A 16762-nucleotide genomic window follows, 5' to 3' on the forward strand; every position below is an offset into this window, starting at 1 on the left:
GGGACGCCAAAACGCACCGTCTGTCCTTTAGTTGAGAAGGCTCCCTTGGAGCTCCGCCCGCAGATCGGGGGTCAGGACCGTGCCCGCACGGTCCACCAGAAGGGCCATCTCGTACCCAATGAGACCGATGTCCGCCTCGGGGTGTGCGAGAACCGCGAGGGACGAGCCGTCGGAGATGGACATGATGAAGAGGAATCCGCGCTCCATCTCCACAACCGTCTGGTTCACGCTGCCGCCCTCGAAGATGCGCGAGGCACCCGCGGTCAGCGAGGTCAGGCCGGAGGCGACGGCCGCGAGCTGATCGGCTCGGTCGCGAGGGAACCCTTCGGACATCGCCAGAAGGAGTCCGTCGGCGGAGACCACCACCGTGTGGGACACCCCCGGGGTGTTGTCCACGAAGTTGGTGATCAACCAGTTCAGGTTCTGCGCCGCCTGGCTCATCGGGCTCACACTAACGCTCCTGGTTGTAGGTGCTGTCAGGACCACGGTGTTCATTCCCTGTGTCCTGGCCGTTCGTTTCACTGCCTGCGCTGCGGCCCCGTTCGACGCCGCGCCGCAGGTTGCTCAGCCTGCCCCGGACATCCTCCGGAGCGCGGGAGACCTGGGGGCCTCCCTGTGGAGTGGTCTCGGCCGCGCCCTCGACCAGGTTGGCCTTGGGCACCCGCCGCGGCAGGCCCGAGGAGGTCACCCCGCCCGCCTTGGGCTTGCGCAGCGCCGAGGCCTGCTGCCAGCGGTCGTCGTTGGCCGACCGCCAGGTGTCCTCGCCGCCCGCCCCCGGTGCGGCGGCCGGCGTCTCCTGACCCGCGTGCCCCGCATCGCCCGCACCGCTCGCGGGGGATCCGCGGCGGGGAAGACCGGCGTCGGTCAGCTCGTGGGCGGCGGAGGGGGCCGGCCCCGGACGGTCGAAGCCTACGCGGTCCGCCTCGGTCACGTCAGCGGCCTCGGCGGATTGCGTCTGAGGGGCACCGGTCGGGTAGTGGTCCGGATATCCGTTCTGATATCCGTCCTGCTGCGGCCAGTCGTCCTGGTGGCGCCGCTGCTCGAAGGGCGAGTAGTCCCCGGTCTGCGGCATGTCGCCGTTCGGCGGGTAGTACTGCTCGCCGTACGACGCCTGCTGCGGTTCCTGGTACGCCTGCTGCTGGTCGGCGTACCCCGACTGCGGGTCGTAGCCGGCGTTCGCCTGCTCCTGGTAGCCGCCGTTCGCCTGCTCCTGGTAGGAGCCGTTCGGCTGCTGCTGGTAGCCGTCGAGGGGCTGGTCGTACCCGGGCTGCTGACCGGTGAACCGGTCCTGGAACCCGGTGGCCCCGGTGCTGCGGCCGTCGCCCTGGTCCACCGGACCCGGCAGCTCGGGGTGCGACTGGGCCTCCAGGGCCGCGCGGCGCTCCTCGCGCATCAGCGAGCGGCCGACCGGGTCCAGCTCGCGTATGTCGTCCGGGATCTCGGCGTAGCGGCTGTCGTCGAAGCCCAGCTCCGCGGCGGTCCGCATGGGCTGGCCGACCTGGGCGAAGCCCTCGCCCCGGAAGTCCTGCTCCGGGATGATCTGCGAGACCGTGAACTCGTCGCGCGGCTGCTGCTCGCCGCCGCCACCGTGGGTGATGGCGTCCGGCAGCATGACCAGCGAGGTGGTGCCCGCCTGCTCGCCGGAGGGGCGCAGCTGGACGCGGATGCCGTGCCGGTCGGACAGCCGGCCGACCACGAACAGGCCCATGCGCTGCGAGATCGCGGCGTCCACGGTCGGCGGGTTGGCCAGCTTGTGGTTGATGTCCGCGAAGTCCTCGGCGGTCAGGCCGATGCCCTTGTCGTGGATCTCCACCATCACGCGGCCGTCGGGCAGCCGGGTCGCGGTGACGCGGACCTTGGTCTGCGGCGAGGAGAACGTCGTGGCGTTCTCCAGCAGCTCGGCGAGCAGGTGCACCAGGTCGGTCACGGCACGGCCGTGGATCTCGGCCTCCGGCACACCGGACAGCTCGATGCGCTCGTACTGCTCCACCTCGGAGGAGGCGGCGCGCAGCACGTCGACCAGCGGGACCGGCTGGTCCCAGCGGCGGCCGGGCTCCTCGCCCGCGAGGACCAGGAGGTTCTCGCCGTTGCGGCGCATACGGGTGGCCAGGTGGTCCAGCCGGAAGAGGTTCTCCAGCTGGTCGGGGTCGGCCTCGTTGTTCTCCAGGTCGGTGATCAGGCTCAGCTGGCCCTCGATCAGCGACTGGTTGCGGCGCGAGAGGTTGGTGAAGATGGCGTTGATGTTGCCCCGCAGCAGGGCCTGCTCGGAGGCGAGCCGGACCGCCTCGCGGTGCACCTGGTCGAAGGCGCGGGCGACCTCGCCGATCTCGTCGGTGGAGGTGATCGGGATCGGCTGCACCCGGGTGTCGACCCGGCCGGGGTCGGTGCGGGAGAGCTGGTCGACCAGCATCGGCAGACGCTGCTCGGCGATGCCGAAGGCGGCGTTGCGCAGCTGGCGCATGGAACGGCTCATCTGGCGGGCCACCATGCCGGCCAGGACGAAGGCGGCGAGCAGCGCGATCACGACGGCGGCACCGGTGATGTAGGCGTCGCGCTCGGCGTCGTCGGCGATCGTGGACGCCTCGGACACCGCCTTGTCGGCCAGGTCGGACTCGATCTTCTGGTACGCGTCGAACTTGAGGGTGTTGACCGCCCACCAGTTTTCCGGCGTGATGCCCTGCTGGGCCAGCGCCGCGCGGGCGCCGGGGTCCGTGGAGGAGAGTCCGGCCAGCTCCGAGATCATGGTCGTCGGGTCGGACGGCGGCGGCACGTAGTCCGGGTCCTTGGCCTTGGCCTCCTTGGCCATGGCCGCGCCGTCCGCCTTGAGCCGCGCCTCGGCGTCCTCGAGCTTCTGCGCGTCCGCCTCGGTGCCGCCGCCGATGTACTCCTCGACCGCGATGCGCTCCAGATAGGCGTACGAGGAGAGCGCGACGCGCTGGCTGGCGAGGTGGCTGGGCTCCGGGCCCGGCTTGACCAGCATGTGCATGCCGATGGAGCGCTCCAGCGAGAGCGCCGCCTTCGTCAGCGAGATCGCGTAGACGGTACGGCCGTAGGAGGTGATGTTGCCGGTGCCCAGACCCAGCTCGTTGGCGAACTCCATCAGCGGGTGGGCGACGCCGGTGTAGCCCTCCTCGGTCTCCACGCCCTTGAGCTTGGCGGTGTACGCCGCCGCCCGCAGCGTCTGGAGCTTGGGCTCCTGCTCGCGGAAGACCTTCAGGCGACGCTCCAGACCCGCCTTGGCGGGCATGCCCTGGGCCGCCTCGTCGAAGGCGTCGGCCGCCTCGTCGGTGGCCCGGCGGGCCTCGGCGACGGTGGTGTCCTTCTCGCCCTTGCCCTGGAGCAGCGGGGCCGCCGTGACGTCCCGCTCGGTGTAGAGGGCGTTGGCGTAGCCGAGGGAGGCGCGCACCAGGCGCGCGGTGCTCTCGGCGTCCTCGGCGTCCTGCCAGGTGTCGATCGAGCTCTTCACCTGGAAGCCGCCCATGACGAGGCCGACCAGCACGGGTATGAGCAGGATCGCGTTCAGCCGGGTGGTCACCCGCCAGTTGCGCGGCGTGAGACGGCCACCGCTGGGCGCGGGTTCGGCCTTGGGCTCCGCGGCGGCGGCGGGGGCGGGCGCCGCTGCGCGCGGCGGCGGGGTGAAGTTGCCCCGGGCCGATGGCTCGGGACTGTTCGTGCTTCGCCTCACTCGACCAACAACCTCTCGGCGGTCGGCACCTGTGTCGTGCCGCTGTGTCTCAGAACCCCGCTCCGTCAGTCATCGAGTACGTGCTACTGCTGAGTACGTCTTTGACCATTGGGCAGTTCTGGCATTCCAGCACGGCGACCAGCGCTCTTCCAAACAGTCGAACGCGGGGGTTACACGTGATGTAAGCCCCACGTAAAACGGTCATAAAGAGCGAGGCCCGTCAAAAGACGGGGCGTTCGTGAGCGCAGCGAGACCAGTTGACCGCGTCGCGTGTCGGTATCACCCGATTCCTCTGCCGAACCGTTATGAACAGCCGAGCCGGCCGTGTCAAAGGACACAGCCGGCTCCGACTCGTCTACGACAAGTGCCGTAGCGCCCTGCCGACTTGGCCGCGGGGTCCGGTGGACCTACCGCAGGCGGGCCATCAGCGCGTGCTCGACCAGCGTGATCAACGCCGACTTCGCGTCGGCGCGGTGCCGGGCGTCCGTCGTGATGATCGGGGTGTCCGGTCCGATCTGCAGCGCCTCCCGCACCTCGTCCGGGTTGTACGGCTGCTGCCCGTCGAAGCCGTTGAGCGCGACGACGAACGGCAGACCGCTGTTCTCGAAGTAGTCGACGGCCGGGAAGCAGTCGGCCAGCCGGCGGGTGTCGCACAGCACGACCGCGCCGATGGCGCCGCGCACCAGGTCGTCCCACATGAACCAGAACCGGTCCTGGCCGGGCGTGCCGAACAGGTACAGGATCAGGTCCTGGTCGAGCGTGATGCGGCCGAAGTCCATGGCGACCGTCGTGGTCGTCTTGTCCCCGGCGTGTGTGAGGTCGTCGATCCCGGCGCTGGCCGAGGTCATCACGGCCTCGGTGCGCAGGGGGTTGATCTCGGAGACGGCGCCCACGAACGTGGTCTTGCCGACGCCGAAGCCGCCGGCCACCACGATCTTCGCGGAGGTGGTCGCCCGCCCTCCGTCAGAGCTTTCGAAGTCCACTGAGCACCCTTTCGAGCAGTGTCACGTCCGGCGCACCGCCGTTGTTCTCGTCTCCGCCAGGCTGGTGAATGGCGACGAGTCCGGCCTCCGCGAGGTCCGCGACCAGAATCCGCGCCACACCGAGCGGCATCGCCAGCAGGGCCGACACCTCGGCCACCGATTTCACCTCGCGGCACAGGTGGCAGATGCGCTGGTGCTCGGGGAGCAGCCCCATGAGCGCTGCCGGGTCGGCCGTCGTACTGATCAGCGCCTCGATGGCGAGCTGGTAGCGCGGCCTGGTCCGGCCACCGGTCATCGCATAGGGACGTACCAGCGGCTGGTCGCCCTCGTCCTCGTACGGCTCCGCGTACGGATCATGAGAGGCGGTGGGCGGGGTCATGGATCCTCCGGGCGGGACAGCAAGTCGGTCAGTCAAGCCGTCTGACGAGGCCGGTGGGGGGATTGTGGCGGCCGGACGGTGATTTGGTAACACGGGTAGTGCCGGGGCCGATCAGTGGAGCAGACTGCCTTGTAGTTCGGCGCGCAGGTCGGGTGTGAGGACCGCGCCGGCACGGTCGACCAGGAGCGCCATCTCGTAGCCGACGAGGCCGATGTCGCACTCCGGGTGCGCGAGAACGGCCAGGGACGAGCCGTCCGAGACGGACATGAGGAAGAGGAATCCCCGCTCCATCTCCACGACCGTCTGCGCCACGTTGCCGCCCTCGAAGATCCGGGAGGCCCCGGCGGTCAGCGAGGTCAGCCCCGAGGCAACGGCCGCGAGCTGGTCGGCGCGGTCGCGAGGGAAGCCCTCCGACATCGCCAGGAGGAGTCCGTCGGCGGACACGACGACGGTGTGGGACACACCTGGGGTGTTGTCCACGAAATTCGTGATCAACCAGTTGAGGTTCTGTGCCGCCTGGCTCATCGGGCTCAACTAACGCTCCTGCTGGTGAGTGGGCCGCGGGTAACTGCCGGTCTGGCTGGTACCGGCCTGACGGCCCTGTGCGATTCCCCGACGGAGATTGGTCAGCCGGCCGCGCACGTCGTCGGGCGCACGCGAAACCTGCGGACCGTTCTGGTGCGACTGCTGCTGAGCCGTCCCCGGGACGAGGTTGGCCCGGGGGACCCGGCGCGGAAGGCCGGAGGTGGTGACCCCACCCGCGGCCGGCTGCCTGACGCGCTCCGCCTGCCGGACGAGATCGTCGTTCGGCGAGCTGCGCCAGGCCGAGGTGGCCGGCCGCTGGGGGGCCGCCGGGGTCTGGGGCTGGGCGGCCTGCGGCTCCGGGGACGCGGCCGGGGCGGCCTGCGGCGCCCTGGTCTCGCGGTCGCCGTGGAACCAGTTGGTCTCCAGCGTGTCGTACAGCGGCGTACGCCCGTCACCGGGACCGGAGGCCGGGGGCAGGGCCCATCCGTCTCCGGGCCGCTGCGGGGGAGTGCCGTTGGCGTTCTGGCCCGCGGGCTCCGGCGCGACCGGCCGCTGCGGGGCCGGCGGACGCGCGGTGCCGAAGTCGTTTCCGCCCTGCGTGCCGCCCGCCTGGGAGCGCTCGAACTGTCCGGTGGGCGCCGGGTTCTGACGGGCCGGCAGGTGAGGTCGGCCGGTCGAGCCGTTGTCGTAGTCCTGGGCGCCGGTGAACCGGTCGGCCGGGGCCGCACCGTTCGGGGCCGCCTGCGCGGGCTGCCCGCCGAAGACGTCCGAGCGGACGAAGGAACCGCCGCCCTGCTGCGGGGCGGCCGGCTCGGGCCGCGCGAACGGGTCGTTCTGCGGGGCGTCCTGGCCGAACCGGCCCTGGTCGTATTGGTCCTGACCGTACTGGCCGGGTCCTGCGTACTGGCCCTGGTCGTACTGCCCCTGGGCGTACTGGTCCTGACCGTACTGGTCCTGGCCGTACTGGTCCTGGCCGTACTGGCCCTGACCGTACTGGCCCTCGTACTGGTTCTGGCCGGGTGCGGCGAACTGGCCCGTGTCCTGCGACTCGTCCCGCCGGGGCGCCGGGGCGTCGAAGTCGGGGCGGGGGAACTCGGCCGTGGCGGCGGGGGACTGGGGCTCGCCGAACCGGGGCACGGCCGGCATCTCCGCGGTCGCGCCCGGGCCCTGCCGCTCGTCGAGGTGCGGCGTGCGGTCGGTGCGGGAGCTGTCCGGCTCGTCGTGGCCGCGCGGGGCGTCCAGCGAGGCGCGCGGCACGGGCGGCTGCGCGTTCTCCTCGCTCCAACTCGGCACCCGCGGCTGCGGGTTGCCACCGGGCAGCTCGGCCCGCGGACCGCCGCGCGGCGGCAGCTGGGGGCGACGGCCCTGCTCGGCGTCGCCGTTGCCGCTCCGCTTGGTGCGCTGCGGGGGCGCCGAGGGAGCGCGGTTGCCGCCGAACATGTCCTGGCCCTGCGCGGCGTTGCCGGCCGGCGCGTTGCCCTGCGGTGCGTTGCCCTGCGGCGCGTTCATGCCCGCGGCCTGAAGGCCCTGCGGGGCACCGGGCGCCTGACCGGCACCGGCTCCCGCGCCGGCCGGGGCCGGACGGTTCTGCTGGCCCGGGGCGGCCGGGGCCGCCGGGGACTGGGGCCCGCGCGCGCCACCCGGCGCACCCGGGCGGCCGCCCGCGTCGCGCCCGGGCAGTGCGGCCCGCGGTCCCTGGCCGGCGGCGAGACGGCCGCCCGGCGTACCGGCGCCGAGGGCACCGCCGCCCTGCCCGCCGCGGCGGGCCGCGGCGACACCGGCGGCGGCCTGCGCGGCGGCCGGACCGCCGTTGCCCGAACCGGGCTGACCCGGCTTGGGCTGCGGCTTGCGGCCGCCCTGGGCGACGTCGACGGGCAGCATGACCAGCGCGGTCGTACCGCCGGAGTCGGAGGGGCGCAGCTGGATGCGGATGCCGTGGCGCTGCGAGAGGCGGCCGACCACGAACAGACCCATGCGGCGGGAGACGGAGACGTCCACGGTGGGCGGCGAGGCGAGCCGCTCGTTGATCGCGGCGAGGTCCTCGGGAGAGAGGCCGATGCCGGTGTCGTGGATCTCGATCAGCACACGGCCGTCGGGCAGCGCGTGACCGGTGACCTTGACCTTGGTCTGCGGCGAGGAGAACGAGGTCGCGTTCTCCAGCAGCTCGGCGAGCAGGTGCACGAGGTCGTTGACCACGCGGCCGGCGACCTCGGTGCTCGGCACGGAGGCCAGCTCGATGCGCTCGTACTGCTCCACCTCGGAGGCGGCGGCACGGAGCACGTCGACCAGCGGGACCGGGCGCGTCCAGCGCCGGCCCGGCTCCTCACCGGCGAGGACGAGGAGGTTCTCACCGTTACGGCGCATGCGCGTCGCGAGGTGGTCGAGCTTGAACAGCGAGGACAGCTGGTCCGGGTCGGCCTCGCGGGACTCCAGTTCGGAGATGAGCGAGAGCTGACGCTGGATGAGGCCCTGGGAGCGGCGCGAGAGGTTGGTGAACATCGCGTTGACGTTGCCCCGCAGCAGGGCCTGCTCGGCGGCGAGGCGGACCGCCTCGCGGTGCACGTCGTCGAAGGCCGCGGCGACTCGGCCGATCTCGTCCCGGGAGTGCACACCGACCGACTCCACCGAGGTGTCGACGTCCTGCGGGTCGGTCTCGGAGAGCTGCTTGACCAGCTCGGGCAGGCGGTCCTGGGCGACCTTGGTCGCGGTGTCCTCCAGGCGGCGCAGCGAGCGGATCATGGACCGGGCCACGACGAACGCGCCGACCAGGGAGACGCCGAGCACCAGCAGGATGAGGACACCGGAGATGATGGCCTCTTGCTCGGACTCGGCGCGCAGCTCTCGGGCCTGCTGCTCCATGTCCTCCAGCAGCTTCAGCTCGATGTTCTTCATCTGCTGGATCTTGGTGGAGCTGTCGTCCAGCCAGTCCTGGTAGGACCGGGCCCTCAGGCCCGCCAGACCGTCGGTCTTGCTGAGGGCGCGGCCGGCGTACTGGTCGGACGTCTCGATCACCGGGTTGCCCTCGGAGATCGGCTTGAGCAGGTCCTCGGCGCCCTCGCCGTAGATGCTGCTGAAGCTGCGGACCTCGGAGGTCTGGCTCTGCAACGCCGACTGGGCGTACAGCCGGTCGTTCTCGGCGAGGTCGCCCTTGTCGGTGTTGTTCGCCGGGAGCGCCGCGGCGAGGACCGCGCGCTGGATGGACGCGTACTCCTTGGCCGAGGAGAAGGCCGACAGGGCGCGCGTGCGCTGGATCATCTCCGGGTTGCTGGTGGCCTCCGCCATGTCCTGCGAGAGGTCGAGCAGGTGGGTGACCAGGCGGTGGTAGGCCTCGACCGTCTGGGTCGAGTTGTCCTTGGCCGTGTACGCCGTGCTGCGGATCTTCGTCAGATCGTTCAGGTCACTCGCGATGCCGACGAGGCTGTCCCGGACGCCGACGAGGTTGCCGTTCTTGCTCGCCGCGTCGATCTCCTCGGACTTGTCGAGGAAGTTCTTCAGGGCCCGGTCGGTCTGCTCGCGGTCGCCCTTGACGGCGATCGCGCTGGACTTCGAGCCGTGGGCCAGCGGGCCGGCCGACTGGTCGCGCTCCTCCTGGAGCGCGGCGGCCAGCTCCGTGGCCTGCTTGGTCATCTCGGTCAGCAGCTTCATGTTCTCGAGCTGCTGGATGTCGTCCAGCGACTGGTTGATGCGCAACGCGCCCAGCGAGGTCGCCGCGACCACCGGAAGCGCGAGCAGCGACACCAGACGGGTGGAGATCCGCCAGTTGCGCAGGGCTATGCGCGGGCCGGGGCCGGTCGAGCCCTTGGCCGGCTTGGCGGACGGCTGCTGGCCGGGAGCGGACGGGCCCGCCGCCTGGCCGGCGCGGTCCCCGCCGTCGCCGGGCTGGGTCTGGCCCGGGTTCTGGGCGTGCTGGGGCGAGGAGCTGACGGCCTTGGGGCCAGTCCCGCCCTGCGGCTCCGGCTCCGCCGAAGCGCTGCCATCCCTCTTGAAACGTCCCTGCACTAGCGTCGCAACCTCTGGACCAGGCGCCCCTCCGCGTGAACGGCTGGGCACGGTGTCGGCGTCAAAGGGGCGCCCTGAATACGCCCCTGTGTTGGTCGTGAGTGACCGGCGCTGGTTCCCCCTTCTCGCCGCCGCTCGGCGCTGGTGTGCGCCCCCTGTGCGCCGGCTCGATCCTGCGGCGGTCCGTGGAATTCCAGCACAGTGCAGGATCTCCAACAAGGCCCACGGGGCAGGCCGTGAGATACGTGACAGCACGTGAGGGCCAGGTCACCAGCCGTAGAAGATGATCACTTGCAAAGCGGACGTATGCCCGCGAGTCGACGGGGTGCGGAGGGTGTCCCAGTCGACATGATCGGCAGCGGAATGATGGCTTCAGGCGTGTAATGTCGGTTTGGTCCGAGTGGCCTCGGCGTCGCAATTGACCGATTTGAACCTTGCTGAGTGAGCAAACTCACATCCACATCGTGGTCTGGCCCACGGTTGCCGGGGAATCGCGTGTTTAGCCTGACGCTTTACAGAGAAGGCAAAACCGACAACCCGCGCCCTCGCAGGGGCTTTCGCCGCCCCTCGGGCGCCCGGACACGACAGGGCCTCGTACAACCGTGAAGACGACGATGATGTTCCACAAGATCGCCAACCCGCGACGCACGACGCTGGCGCACCTCGAGGGCGCCGACGCTCTGCAGACGCCGGAACAGCTGGAGCACGCCGTCGAGCTCCCCGCCCAGACCGCCAACCCCCGCCGCACGATCCTCATGGAGGCCCCGGTCGCGGCGTCGGTCGCAGAGTAGTACGGCACCGGACGGGGGACCGTTCAGCGCCACCCGGGCAGGCCCACCGCGTTAGCCTGGAGCGTCAGACTCCAGCCAGCTCAGTCAAGGGGCCAAGCAACCCGTGCGCATCGCCAGGTTCTCCATCGACGGGAACGTCGCCTTCGGCGCGGTCGAGGGCGACCAGCCGGACCAGCTCGTCCTCGACATCATCAAGGGCATCCCGTTCGCGGACTACGAGCTCTCCGGCACCAAGGTGCCCCTGAGCAAGGTGCGGCTCCTGCCGCCGGTACTCCCCAACAAGGTCGTCGCCTTCGGCCGCAACTACGCCGAGCACGCCCGTGAACTCGGCAACGAGGTGCCCGACGCCCCGTTCGCCTTCTTCAAGCCGTCCACCTCCGTGATCGGCCCCGGGGACCCCATCCAGTACCCCTCCTTCAGCGAGGAACTGCACCACGAGGCCGAACTGGCCGTCGTCATCGGCCGCATGTGCCGCGAGGTCCCGCGCGAGCGCGTCCAGGACGTGATCTTCGGCTACACCTGCGCCAACGACGTCACCGCCCGCGACGTGCAGCGCCGTGAGAAGCAGTGGGCCCGGGCCAAGGGCTTCGACTCCTCCTGCCCGCTCGGCCCCTGGGCGGAGACGGACCTCGACCTCGCGACCGCGGGCGACCTGACCATCCAGCTCACGGTCAACGGCGACCAGCGCCAGCTCGGCCGCACCAGCGAGATGATCCACTCCATCGAGGATCTGATCGTCAACATCTCCGAGGCGATGACGCTCCTGCCCGGCGACGTGATCCTCACGGGCACCCCGGCCGGCGTCGGCCCCCTCAACGTCGGCGACGAGGTCGCCGTCACCATCGAAGGCATCGGCACTCTCACCAACAAGGTTGTCAAGCGTGGCTAGCGCATCCGGCTCCCCCGTACGCGTCCGTTTCTGTCCGTCCCCGACCGGCAACCCCCACGTGGGCCTGGTCCGCACCGCCCTGTTCAACTGGGCCTTCGCGCGCCACCACCAGGGCACGCTGGTCTTCCGCATCGAGGACACCGACGCGGCCCGCGACTCCGAGGAGTCGTACCAGCAGCTGCTGGACTCGATGCGCTGGCTGGGCTTCGACTGGGACGAGGGCCCCGAGGTCGGCGGCCCGCACGCGCCGTACCGCCAGTCGCAGCGCATGGACCTCTACCAGGACGTCGCCACCAAGCTCCTGGACGCCGGCCACGCCTACCGCTGCTACTGCTCCCAGGAGGAGCTGGACACCCGCCGCGAGGCCGCCCGCGCCGCCGGCAAGCCCTCCGGCTACGACGGCCACTGCCGCGAGCTGAGCGCCGCCCAGGTCGAGGAGTACGTGTCGCAGGGCCGCGAGCCCGTCGTCCGCTTCCGGATGCCCGACGAGGCGATCACCTTCACGGACCTGGTCCGCGGCGAGATCACCTACCTTGCGGAGAACGTCCCGGACTACGGCATCGTGCGTGCCAACGGCGCCCCGCTCTACACCCTGGTCAACCCGGTCGACGACGCCCTGATGGAGATCACCCACGTCCTGCGCGGCGAGGACCTGCTCTCCTCCACCCCGCGCCAGATCGCCCTGTACAAGGCGCTGATCGAGCTGGACGTGGCCAAGGAGATCCCGGCCTTCGGCCACCTGCCGTACGTCATGGGCGAGGGCAACAAGAAGCTCTCCAAGCGCGACCCGCAGTCGAGCCTCAACCTCTACCGCGAGCGCGGCTTCCTCCCCGAGGGCCTGCTCAACTACCTCTCCCTCCTCGGCTGGTCGCTCTCGGCCGACCAGGACATCTTCACGATCGAGGAGATGGTCGCGGCCTTCGACATCTCCGACGTGCAGCCCAACCCGGCGCGCTTCGACCTCAAGAAGTGCGAGGCGATCAACGGCGACCACATCCGCCTGCTGGAGGTCAAGGACTTCACCGAGCGCTGCCGCCCCTGGCTGAAGGCCCCCGCCGCACCCTGGGCGCCCGAGGACTTCGACGAGGCCAAATGGCAGGCGATCGCCCCGCACGCGCAGACCCGGCTCAAGGTCCTCTCCGAGATCACCGACAACGTCGACTTCCTGTTCCTGCCGGAGCCGGTCTTCGACGAGGCGAGCTGGACGAAGGCGATGAAGGACGGCTCGGACGCCCTCCTGACCACGGCCCGCGAGAAGCTGGACGCCGCCGACTGGACCTCCCCGGAGTCCCTCAAGGAGGCCGTCCTGGCCGCCGGCGAGGCCCACGGCCTCAAGCTCGGCAAGGCCCAGGCCCCCGTCCGCGTCGCCGTCACCGGTCGCACGGTCGGCCTGCCCCTCTTCGAGTCCCTGGAGGTGCTGGGCAAGGAGAAGTCCCTGGCCCGGATCGACGCGGCGCTGGCGCGGCTGGCGGAGTAACGCCCGAGCGCGCAGGGACCGCCTACGGGCAACGGGCACGAGCAAGGGGCGGCATCCGGAACACTCCGGGTGCCGCCCCTTGCCACGGGGTCACTGCGCGTCGGCCTCGTCGACGAGATAGGCGCTCTCGTCGAAGATCTCCAGGACGACGACGACCATCACCGCTCCGGCCACCATGTACTCCAGCATCACGCCAGGGGCGACGTAGGCCTTGCGCAGATGCTCGTCGGGGCCGAGCTGGGCGGTCGCGTTCTTCCGGAACGGGTCGCGGGCCAGTATCCGTACGGCCCGGTCCAGATGGGCCCGGCGCTCGACGGGCAGCGCCTCGTACGTCGCGCGGGCCTCAACGGTGAACTGAACGCGATATTCGGTCATGGCGGCTCGGTCTTTCGCTCGTCGGTCCTCCCAAACTACGGCATCCGCCGCCCCCCGAACCGCTGAGGAGCCCCCGTACCGCCCGTCCCGGCGTTAGCGTCGGATCATGAGCATTCGCGCCGTGGTCTGGGACGTCGACGACACCCTCTTCGACTACACCACCGCCGACCGCGAGGGCATGCGCGCCCATCTGGTCGCCGAGGGGCTGCTCGCCGGATACGGGTCGGCCGAGGAGGCCCTCGTGCGCTGGCGGGAGATCACCGACCAGCAGTGGGCGCGCTTCTCCGCGGGCGAGGTGGACTTCGTCACACAGCGGCGCGACCGCACCCGGGTCTTCCTGGGCCGGCCGGAGCTGACGGACGCCGAGGCCGACGACTGGTTCCAGCGGTACGTCACGCACTACGAGGCCGCCTGGTCGCTCTTCCCGGACGTGATGCCCGTGCTGGACGCCCTCGCCGACAGCCACCGGCACGCCGTGCTCTCCAACTCCAGCCTCACCGTCCAGGACCGCAAGCTGCGTGTCCTCGGCGTGCACGACCGCTTCGAGGCCATCCTGTGCGCCGCCGAGCTGGGCATCTCCAAGCCGGAGGCGGGAGCCTTCCTCGCGGCCTGCGACGCCCTCGGCCTCGCCCCGGCCGAGGTCGCCTACGTCGGCGACCACCCGGAGATCGACGGACGCGGCGCCGCCGACGCCGGGCTGCTCTCCGTCTGGATCGACCGCGGCGGCGTCTACGCGGCCGTCGACCCGCCGGCCGGACCGCGCCGCATCGCCTCGCTCTCCGAACTTCCGTCGCTCCTCGGCGCCGATACCCGTTTTGGAGCCCCGTCCACCTTCGGGTAATGTTCTTCCTGCGCCGCCGGAGAGCGGGCCGAACGGCCGGGAACCGGAAGCGCAACGCTAGAACAAGAACCCCTCCGGGGCTTGCGTTCCAGTGGCCTATGGTGTAATTGGCAGCACGACTGATTCTGGTTCAGTTAGTCTAGGTTCGAGTCCTGGTAGGCCAGCTCGCAGAGCTTATCTGCGCTGCGGAGTACATCCGCAAAGCCCCCGTTGTGTAGCGGCCTAGCACGCTGCCCTCTCAAGGCAGTAGCGCCGGTTCGAATCCGGTCGGGGGTACAGATCCTTCCCGCGAGGACAGTTCGGGTCGCTCCCACTGTCTCCGATGCAGGATCGCTAGGGCCCCCGTTGTGTAGCGGCCTAGCACGCCGCCCTCTCAAGGCGGTAGCGCCGGTTCGAATCCGGTCGGGGGTACGAACTGGTCTAAACCACATTGGTCTATGGTGTAATTGGCAGCACGACTGATTCTGGTTCAGTTAGTCTAGGTTCGAGTCCTGGTAGACCAGCTCGGATCTGCGGCGGAGCAGCATTGAACGCCTGCATGATCCACGCCCCCGTTGTGTAGCGGCCTAGCACGCCGCCCTCTCAAGGCGGTAGCGCCGGTTCGAATCCGGTCGGGGGTACATGAAGTCCCAAGGGGGCTTCCGCCGAGGCGGAAGCCCCCTTCGGCGTTCACTCGATGCCGTAACGGCGCGCCGACTCCTCCTCCTGTGCCAGCCGGTGCAGGGCCCGCAGCACCGGCTGGAAGAGCACCGCCGCCGCGACCGCCATCTCCACCTTCTCCGCCTCCGAGGCGTGGGTCTCCATGAAGTCCAGGTCCCGCCGCGCCACCTCTCTCATCAACTCGCTGTAGGGCGCCATCGGTTCCGCGTCCCACGGATAGCCGAGGCGGCGCAGCGCGGCCACCGCCACCACCAGGGAGCGGTGCACGGGGGAGAGCGGCGCCAGTTCCCGGGAGGTCTCCCAGCCCAGCAGTTCGAGGAGCCGGTCCACCTCGACGCGCGCGGCGGTCACCGCCGGGTCCGCCTCGTCGGGCTCGGCGTCCTGCGGCAGCGCCCACAGGGCCGCCCCGAGCCGGACGGTGCGGCCCAGCGACTCGTCGTCGACGTGCCCCAGGACCTCACGGGCCGTCGCCACCGGCACCTTCCCGACCTGGATCAGCGCCCGCACCAGCCGCAGTCGGCGCAGATGGCCCTCGTCGTACTCGGCGGTGGTCGCGTTGATCTGCCGGCCCGGCGGCAACAGCCCTTCCCGCAGGTAGTACTTGATCGTCGCGGTGGACACCCCGCTGTGTCTGCTCAGGTCGGCCAGTCGCATCCCTTGCGCCCTTTCTCGGATAGCGGAACTATCCAAGCAGCCGCTCGGAGAGTGCGGCTCGCCAACACGGGGAGGCGTCATGCCGGGCAGGTCCACGACCGCGACCCGTACCACCGCCGCCGCCGAGGGGGACGTGACCGTCCTGCTGATCGGCATGCGGATCAACCACTTCTGGGCCGTACACCACTGGCTGCCGGTCCTCCTCGCCATGCCGCGCATGCTCCGCGAGCTGGCGAGGGCGCCCGAGCGCGGACTGCTGGGCCACGTCCTGCTGACGGCGTCGCCACGGACGTACTACGTCGTCCAGTACTGGGAGTCCAAGGAGAAGCTCTACCGGTACGCCCACTCGCCCGACATGTTCCACCACCGGGCCTGGGCGGTCGTCAACCGCAAGGAGCGCAAGGGCCGGGTGCGCGGGCACGTGGGGCTGTGGCACGAGGCGTACGTCGTGCCCGAGGGGTCGTACGAGTCGATCTACGCGGACATGCCGCCCTTCGGGCTCGCGGCGGCGCACGGGCGGGTGCCGCTCGAACGGCGGGGCAGGCGCGCGGAGGACCGCTTCGCGCACCGGTCGCGCAGGAGCGTGGAGCGGGGTGCGCGGGGGAGGGCGGAGAGGAAGGTGGTCGCCGGGGAGACGACCCGGGACCAGGCCCAGGACGGGGCCTGAGGACGGCGCGGGGCCCGCCGCGGCGTTGAGGCGGGCCCGTTGACCGGTCGGCGGTGTCCCGCGCGGCTCAGCCGTTGCGGCGCAGCGCCTCGGAGAGGCGGCCGGCGGCGTCGATGATCGCCTGCGCGTGCATACGGCCGGGGTGGCGGGTGAGGCGCTCGATCGGCCCCGAGACGGACACGGCGGCCACCACGCGGTTGGACGGGCCGCGCACCGGCGCGGAGACGGACGCGACGCCGGGCTCCCGCTCACCGATGGACTGGGCCCAGCCCCGGCGGCGCACGCCGGACAGCGCGGTCGCCGTGAAACGGGCGCCCTGGAGGCCGCGGTGCAGGCGCTCCGGCTCCTCCCAGGCCATCAGGATCTGGGCCGAGGAACCGGCTTTCATGGTGAGCGTGGAGCCGACCGGGACGGTGTCCCGCAGGCCCGACAGGCGCTCGGCCGCGGCCACGCAGATGCGCATGTCGCCCTGGCGGCGGTAGAGCTGGGCGCTCTCGCCGGTGACGTCGCGCAGGTGGGTGAGGACCGGGCCCGCGGTGGCGAGCAGGCGGTCCTCGCCGGCCGCCGCTGCCAGCTCGGCAAGGCGCGGGCCGAGGATGAATCGGCCCTGCATGTCGCGCGCCACCATGCGGTGGTGTTCCAGCGCCACGGCCAGGCGGTGGGCCGTGGGTCGTGCCAGTCCGGTCGCACCGACCAACCCCGCGAGGGTGGCCGGACCGGACTCCAGAGCGCTCAGGACGAGGGCCGCCTTGTCCAGAACGCCGACGCCGCTACTGTTGTCCATGCAACGATACTCCCGTCTCACTCTGTGAAACGCAAGTTCAATTTTCCGTGGAA

Annotated in this window: 14 protein-coding genes and 5 tRNA genes; 10 read left to right on the top strand and 9 right to left on the bottom strand. The window is 70.9% G+C overall.

What is annotated here, in order from left to right:
- Positions 1 to 27: 27 nt before the first annotated feature.
- The 6 genes from IE94_RS0125275 to IE94_RS0125300 all read right to left on the bottom strand — a co-directional run bounded on the left by IE94_RS0125275 (position 28) and on the right by IE94_RS0125300 (position 9571).
- Complete coding sequence (locus IE94_RS0125275) at positions 28 to 441, bottom strand: roadblock/LC7 domain-containing protein (protein ID WP_004983065.1); 414 nt, start codon at positions 439 to 441, stop codon at positions 28 to 30.
- Positions 442 to 451: 10 nt separating this feature from the next.
- Positions 452 to 3685, bottom strand: a complete 3234-nt coding sequence (locus IE94_RS0125280; RefSeq protein ID WP_030188515.1) for a sensor histidine kinase — start codon at positions 3683 to 3685, stop codon at positions 452 to 454.
- Between the two features lie 407 nt (positions 3686 to 4092).
- Positions 4093 to 4668, bottom strand: coding sequence for a GTP-binding protein (locus IE94_RS0125285; RefSeq protein WP_030188517.1), 576 nt, complete (start codon positions 4666 to 4668; stop codon positions 4093 to 4095).
- Positions 4649 to 5047, bottom strand: a complete 399-nt coding sequence (locus tag IE94_RS0125290; protein ID WP_003973454.1) for a DUF742 domain-containing protein — start codon at positions 5045 to 5047, stop codon at positions 4649 to 4651. The genes IE94_RS0125285 and IE94_RS0125290 overlap by 20 nt, the downstream gene beginning before the upstream one ends.
- A gap of 111 nt (positions 5048 to 5158) precedes the next feature.
- Positions 5159 to 5572, bottom strand: coding sequence for a roadblock/LC7 domain-containing protein (locus IE94_RS0125295; protein WP_003973453.1), 414 nt, complete (start codon positions 5570 to 5572; stop codon positions 5159 to 5161).
- A 9-nt stretch (positions 5573 to 5581) separates the two neighbouring features.
- Positions 5582 to 9571: a sensor histidine kinase gene (locus tag IE94_RS0125300; RefSeq protein ID WP_030188520.1), complete on the bottom strand. Its 3990-nt coding sequence runs from the start codon at positions 9569 to 9571 to the stop codon at positions 5582 to 5584.
- Positions 9572 to 10173: 602 nt separating this feature from the next.
- On the opposite strand from IE94_RS0125300, the gene IE94_RS39485 reads away from it, so the two are divergent.
- The 3 genes from IE94_RS39485 to gltX all read left to right on the top strand — a co-directional run bounded on the left by IE94_RS39485 (position 10174) and on the right by gltX (position 12728).
- On the top strand, positions 10174 to 10362 hold the full coding sequence (locus tag IE94_RS39485; protein WP_167343977.1) for a hypothetical protein: 189 nt from the start codon (positions 10174 to 10176) through the stop codon (positions 10360 to 10362).
- Positions 10363 to 10465: 103 nt separating this feature from the next.
- Positions 10466 to 11251, top strand: a complete 786-nt coding sequence (locus IE94_RS0125310) for a fumarylacetoacetate hydrolase family protein (RefSeq protein WP_030188522.1) — start codon at positions 10466 to 10468, stop codon at positions 11249 to 11251.
- Positions 11244 to 12728 (top strand): glutamate--tRNA ligase, encoded by a 1485-nt coding sequence (gene gltX, locus IE94_RS0125315; protein WP_063829735.1) that lies wholly within the window; start codon positions 11244 to 11246, stop codon positions 12726 to 12728. The genes IE94_RS0125310 and gltX overlap by 8 nt, the downstream gene beginning before the upstream one ends.
- Positions 12729 to 12818: 90 nt before the next feature.
- On the opposite strand, the gene IE94_RS0125320 is transcribed toward gltX, so the two are convergent.
- Entirely contained in the window at positions 12819 to 13103 is a 285-nt protein-coding gene (locus IE94_RS0125320; RefSeq protein ID WP_037923539.1) for a hypothetical protein, read from the bottom strand.
- Between the two features lie 106 nt (positions 13104 to 13209).
- Between IE94_RS0125320 and IE94_RS0125325 the strand changes: the two genes are divergently transcribed.
- The 6 genes from IE94_RS0125325 (at position 13210) to IE94_RS0125355 (ending at position 14564) form a co-directional block, all read left to right on the top strand.
- A complete protein-coding gene (locus tag IE94_RS0125325; RefSeq protein WP_030188525.1) occupies positions 13210 to 13944 on the top strand; it encodes an HAD family hydrolase in 735 nt (244 codons plus the stop codon).
- A gap of 92 nt (positions 13945 to 14036) precedes the next feature.
- Positions 14037 to 14108: transfer RNA gene (locus IE94_RS0125330), tRNA-Gln, on the top strand.
- Positions 14109 to 14147: 39 nt separating this feature from the next.
- A tRNA-Glu gene (locus IE94_RS0125335) sits at positions 14148 to 14220 on the top strand.
- 62 nt (positions 14221 to 14282) lie between these two features.
- Positions 14283 to 14355, top strand: a tRNA-Glu gene (locus IE94_RS0125345).
- A gap of 20 nt (positions 14356 to 14375) precedes the next feature.
- Positions 14376 to 14447: transfer RNA gene (locus IE94_RS0125350), tRNA-Gln, on the top strand.
- A gap of 44 nt (positions 14448 to 14491) precedes the next feature.
- A tRNA-Glu gene (locus IE94_RS0125355) sits at positions 14492 to 14564 on the top strand.
- 49 nt (positions 14565 to 14613) lie between these two features.
- Here IE94_RS0125355 and IE94_RS0125360 read toward each other — a convergent pair.
- On the bottom strand, positions 14614 to 15258 hold the full coding sequence (locus IE94_RS0125360) for a MerR family transcriptional regulator (protein ID WP_030188526.1): 645 nt from the start codon (positions 15256 to 15258) through the stop codon (positions 14614 to 14616).
- Between the two features lie 79 nt (positions 15259 to 15337).
- Here IE94_RS0125360 and IE94_RS0125365 point away from each other — a divergent pair, with 79 nt between their 5' ends.
- On the top strand, positions 15338 to 15925 hold the full coding sequence (locus IE94_RS0125365) for a DUF4188 domain-containing protein (RefSeq protein ID WP_030188528.1): 588 nt from the start codon (positions 15338 to 15340) through the stop codon (positions 15923 to 15925).
- 67 nt (positions 15926 to 15992) lie between these two features.
- Here IE94_RS0125365 and ndgR read toward each other — a convergent pair whose 3' ends face one another.
- Entirely contained in the window at positions 15993 to 16709 is a 717-nt protein-coding gene (gene ndgR, locus IE94_RS0125370; RefSeq protein WP_011030305.1) for an IclR family transcriptional regulator NdgR, read from the bottom strand.
- Positions 16710 to 16762: the final 53 nt, after the last annotated feature.

Origin of the sequence: Streptomyces violaceorubidus (genome assembly GCF_000717995.1) — a bacterium.
GTDB lineage: Bacteria > Actinomycetota > Actinomycetes > Streptomycetales > Streptomycetaceae > Streptomyces > Streptomyces violaceorubidus.

Bases quoted from the DNA above. Each gene is read 5' to 3' on its own strand.
- IE94_RS0125275 (WP_004983065.1), bottom strand. From the start codon at position 441: ATGAGCCAGGCGGCGCAGAACCTGAACTGGTTGATCACCAACTTCGTG.
- IE94_RS0125290 (WP_003973454.1), bottom strand. From the start codon at position 5,047: ATGACCCCGCCCACCGCCTCTCATGATCCGTACGCGGAGCCGTACGAG.
- IE94_RS0125295 (WP_003973453.1), bottom strand. From the start codon at position 5,572: ATGAGCCAGGCGGCACAGAACCTCAACTGGTTGATCACGAATTTCGTG.
- IE94_RS0125320 (WP_037923539.1), bottom strand. From the start codon at position 13,103: ATGACCGAATATCGCGTTCAGTTCACCGTTGAGGCCCGCGCGACGTAC.
- IE94_RS0125325 (WP_030188525.1), top strand. From the start codon at position 13,210: ATGAGCATTCGCGCCGTGGTCTGGGACGTCGACGACACCCTCTTCGAC.
- IE94_RS0125360 (WP_030188526.1), bottom strand. From the start codon at position 15,258: ATGCGACTGGCCGACCTGAGCAGACACAGCGGGGTGTCCACCGCGACG.
- IE94_RS0125365 (WP_030188528.1), top strand. From the start codon at position 15,338: ATGCCGGGCAGGTCCACGACCGCGACCCGTACCACCGCCGCCGCCGAG.
- ndgR (WP_011030305.1), bottom strand. From the start codon at position 16,709: ATGGACAACAGTAGCGGCGTCGGCGTTCTGGACAAGGCGGCCCTCGTC.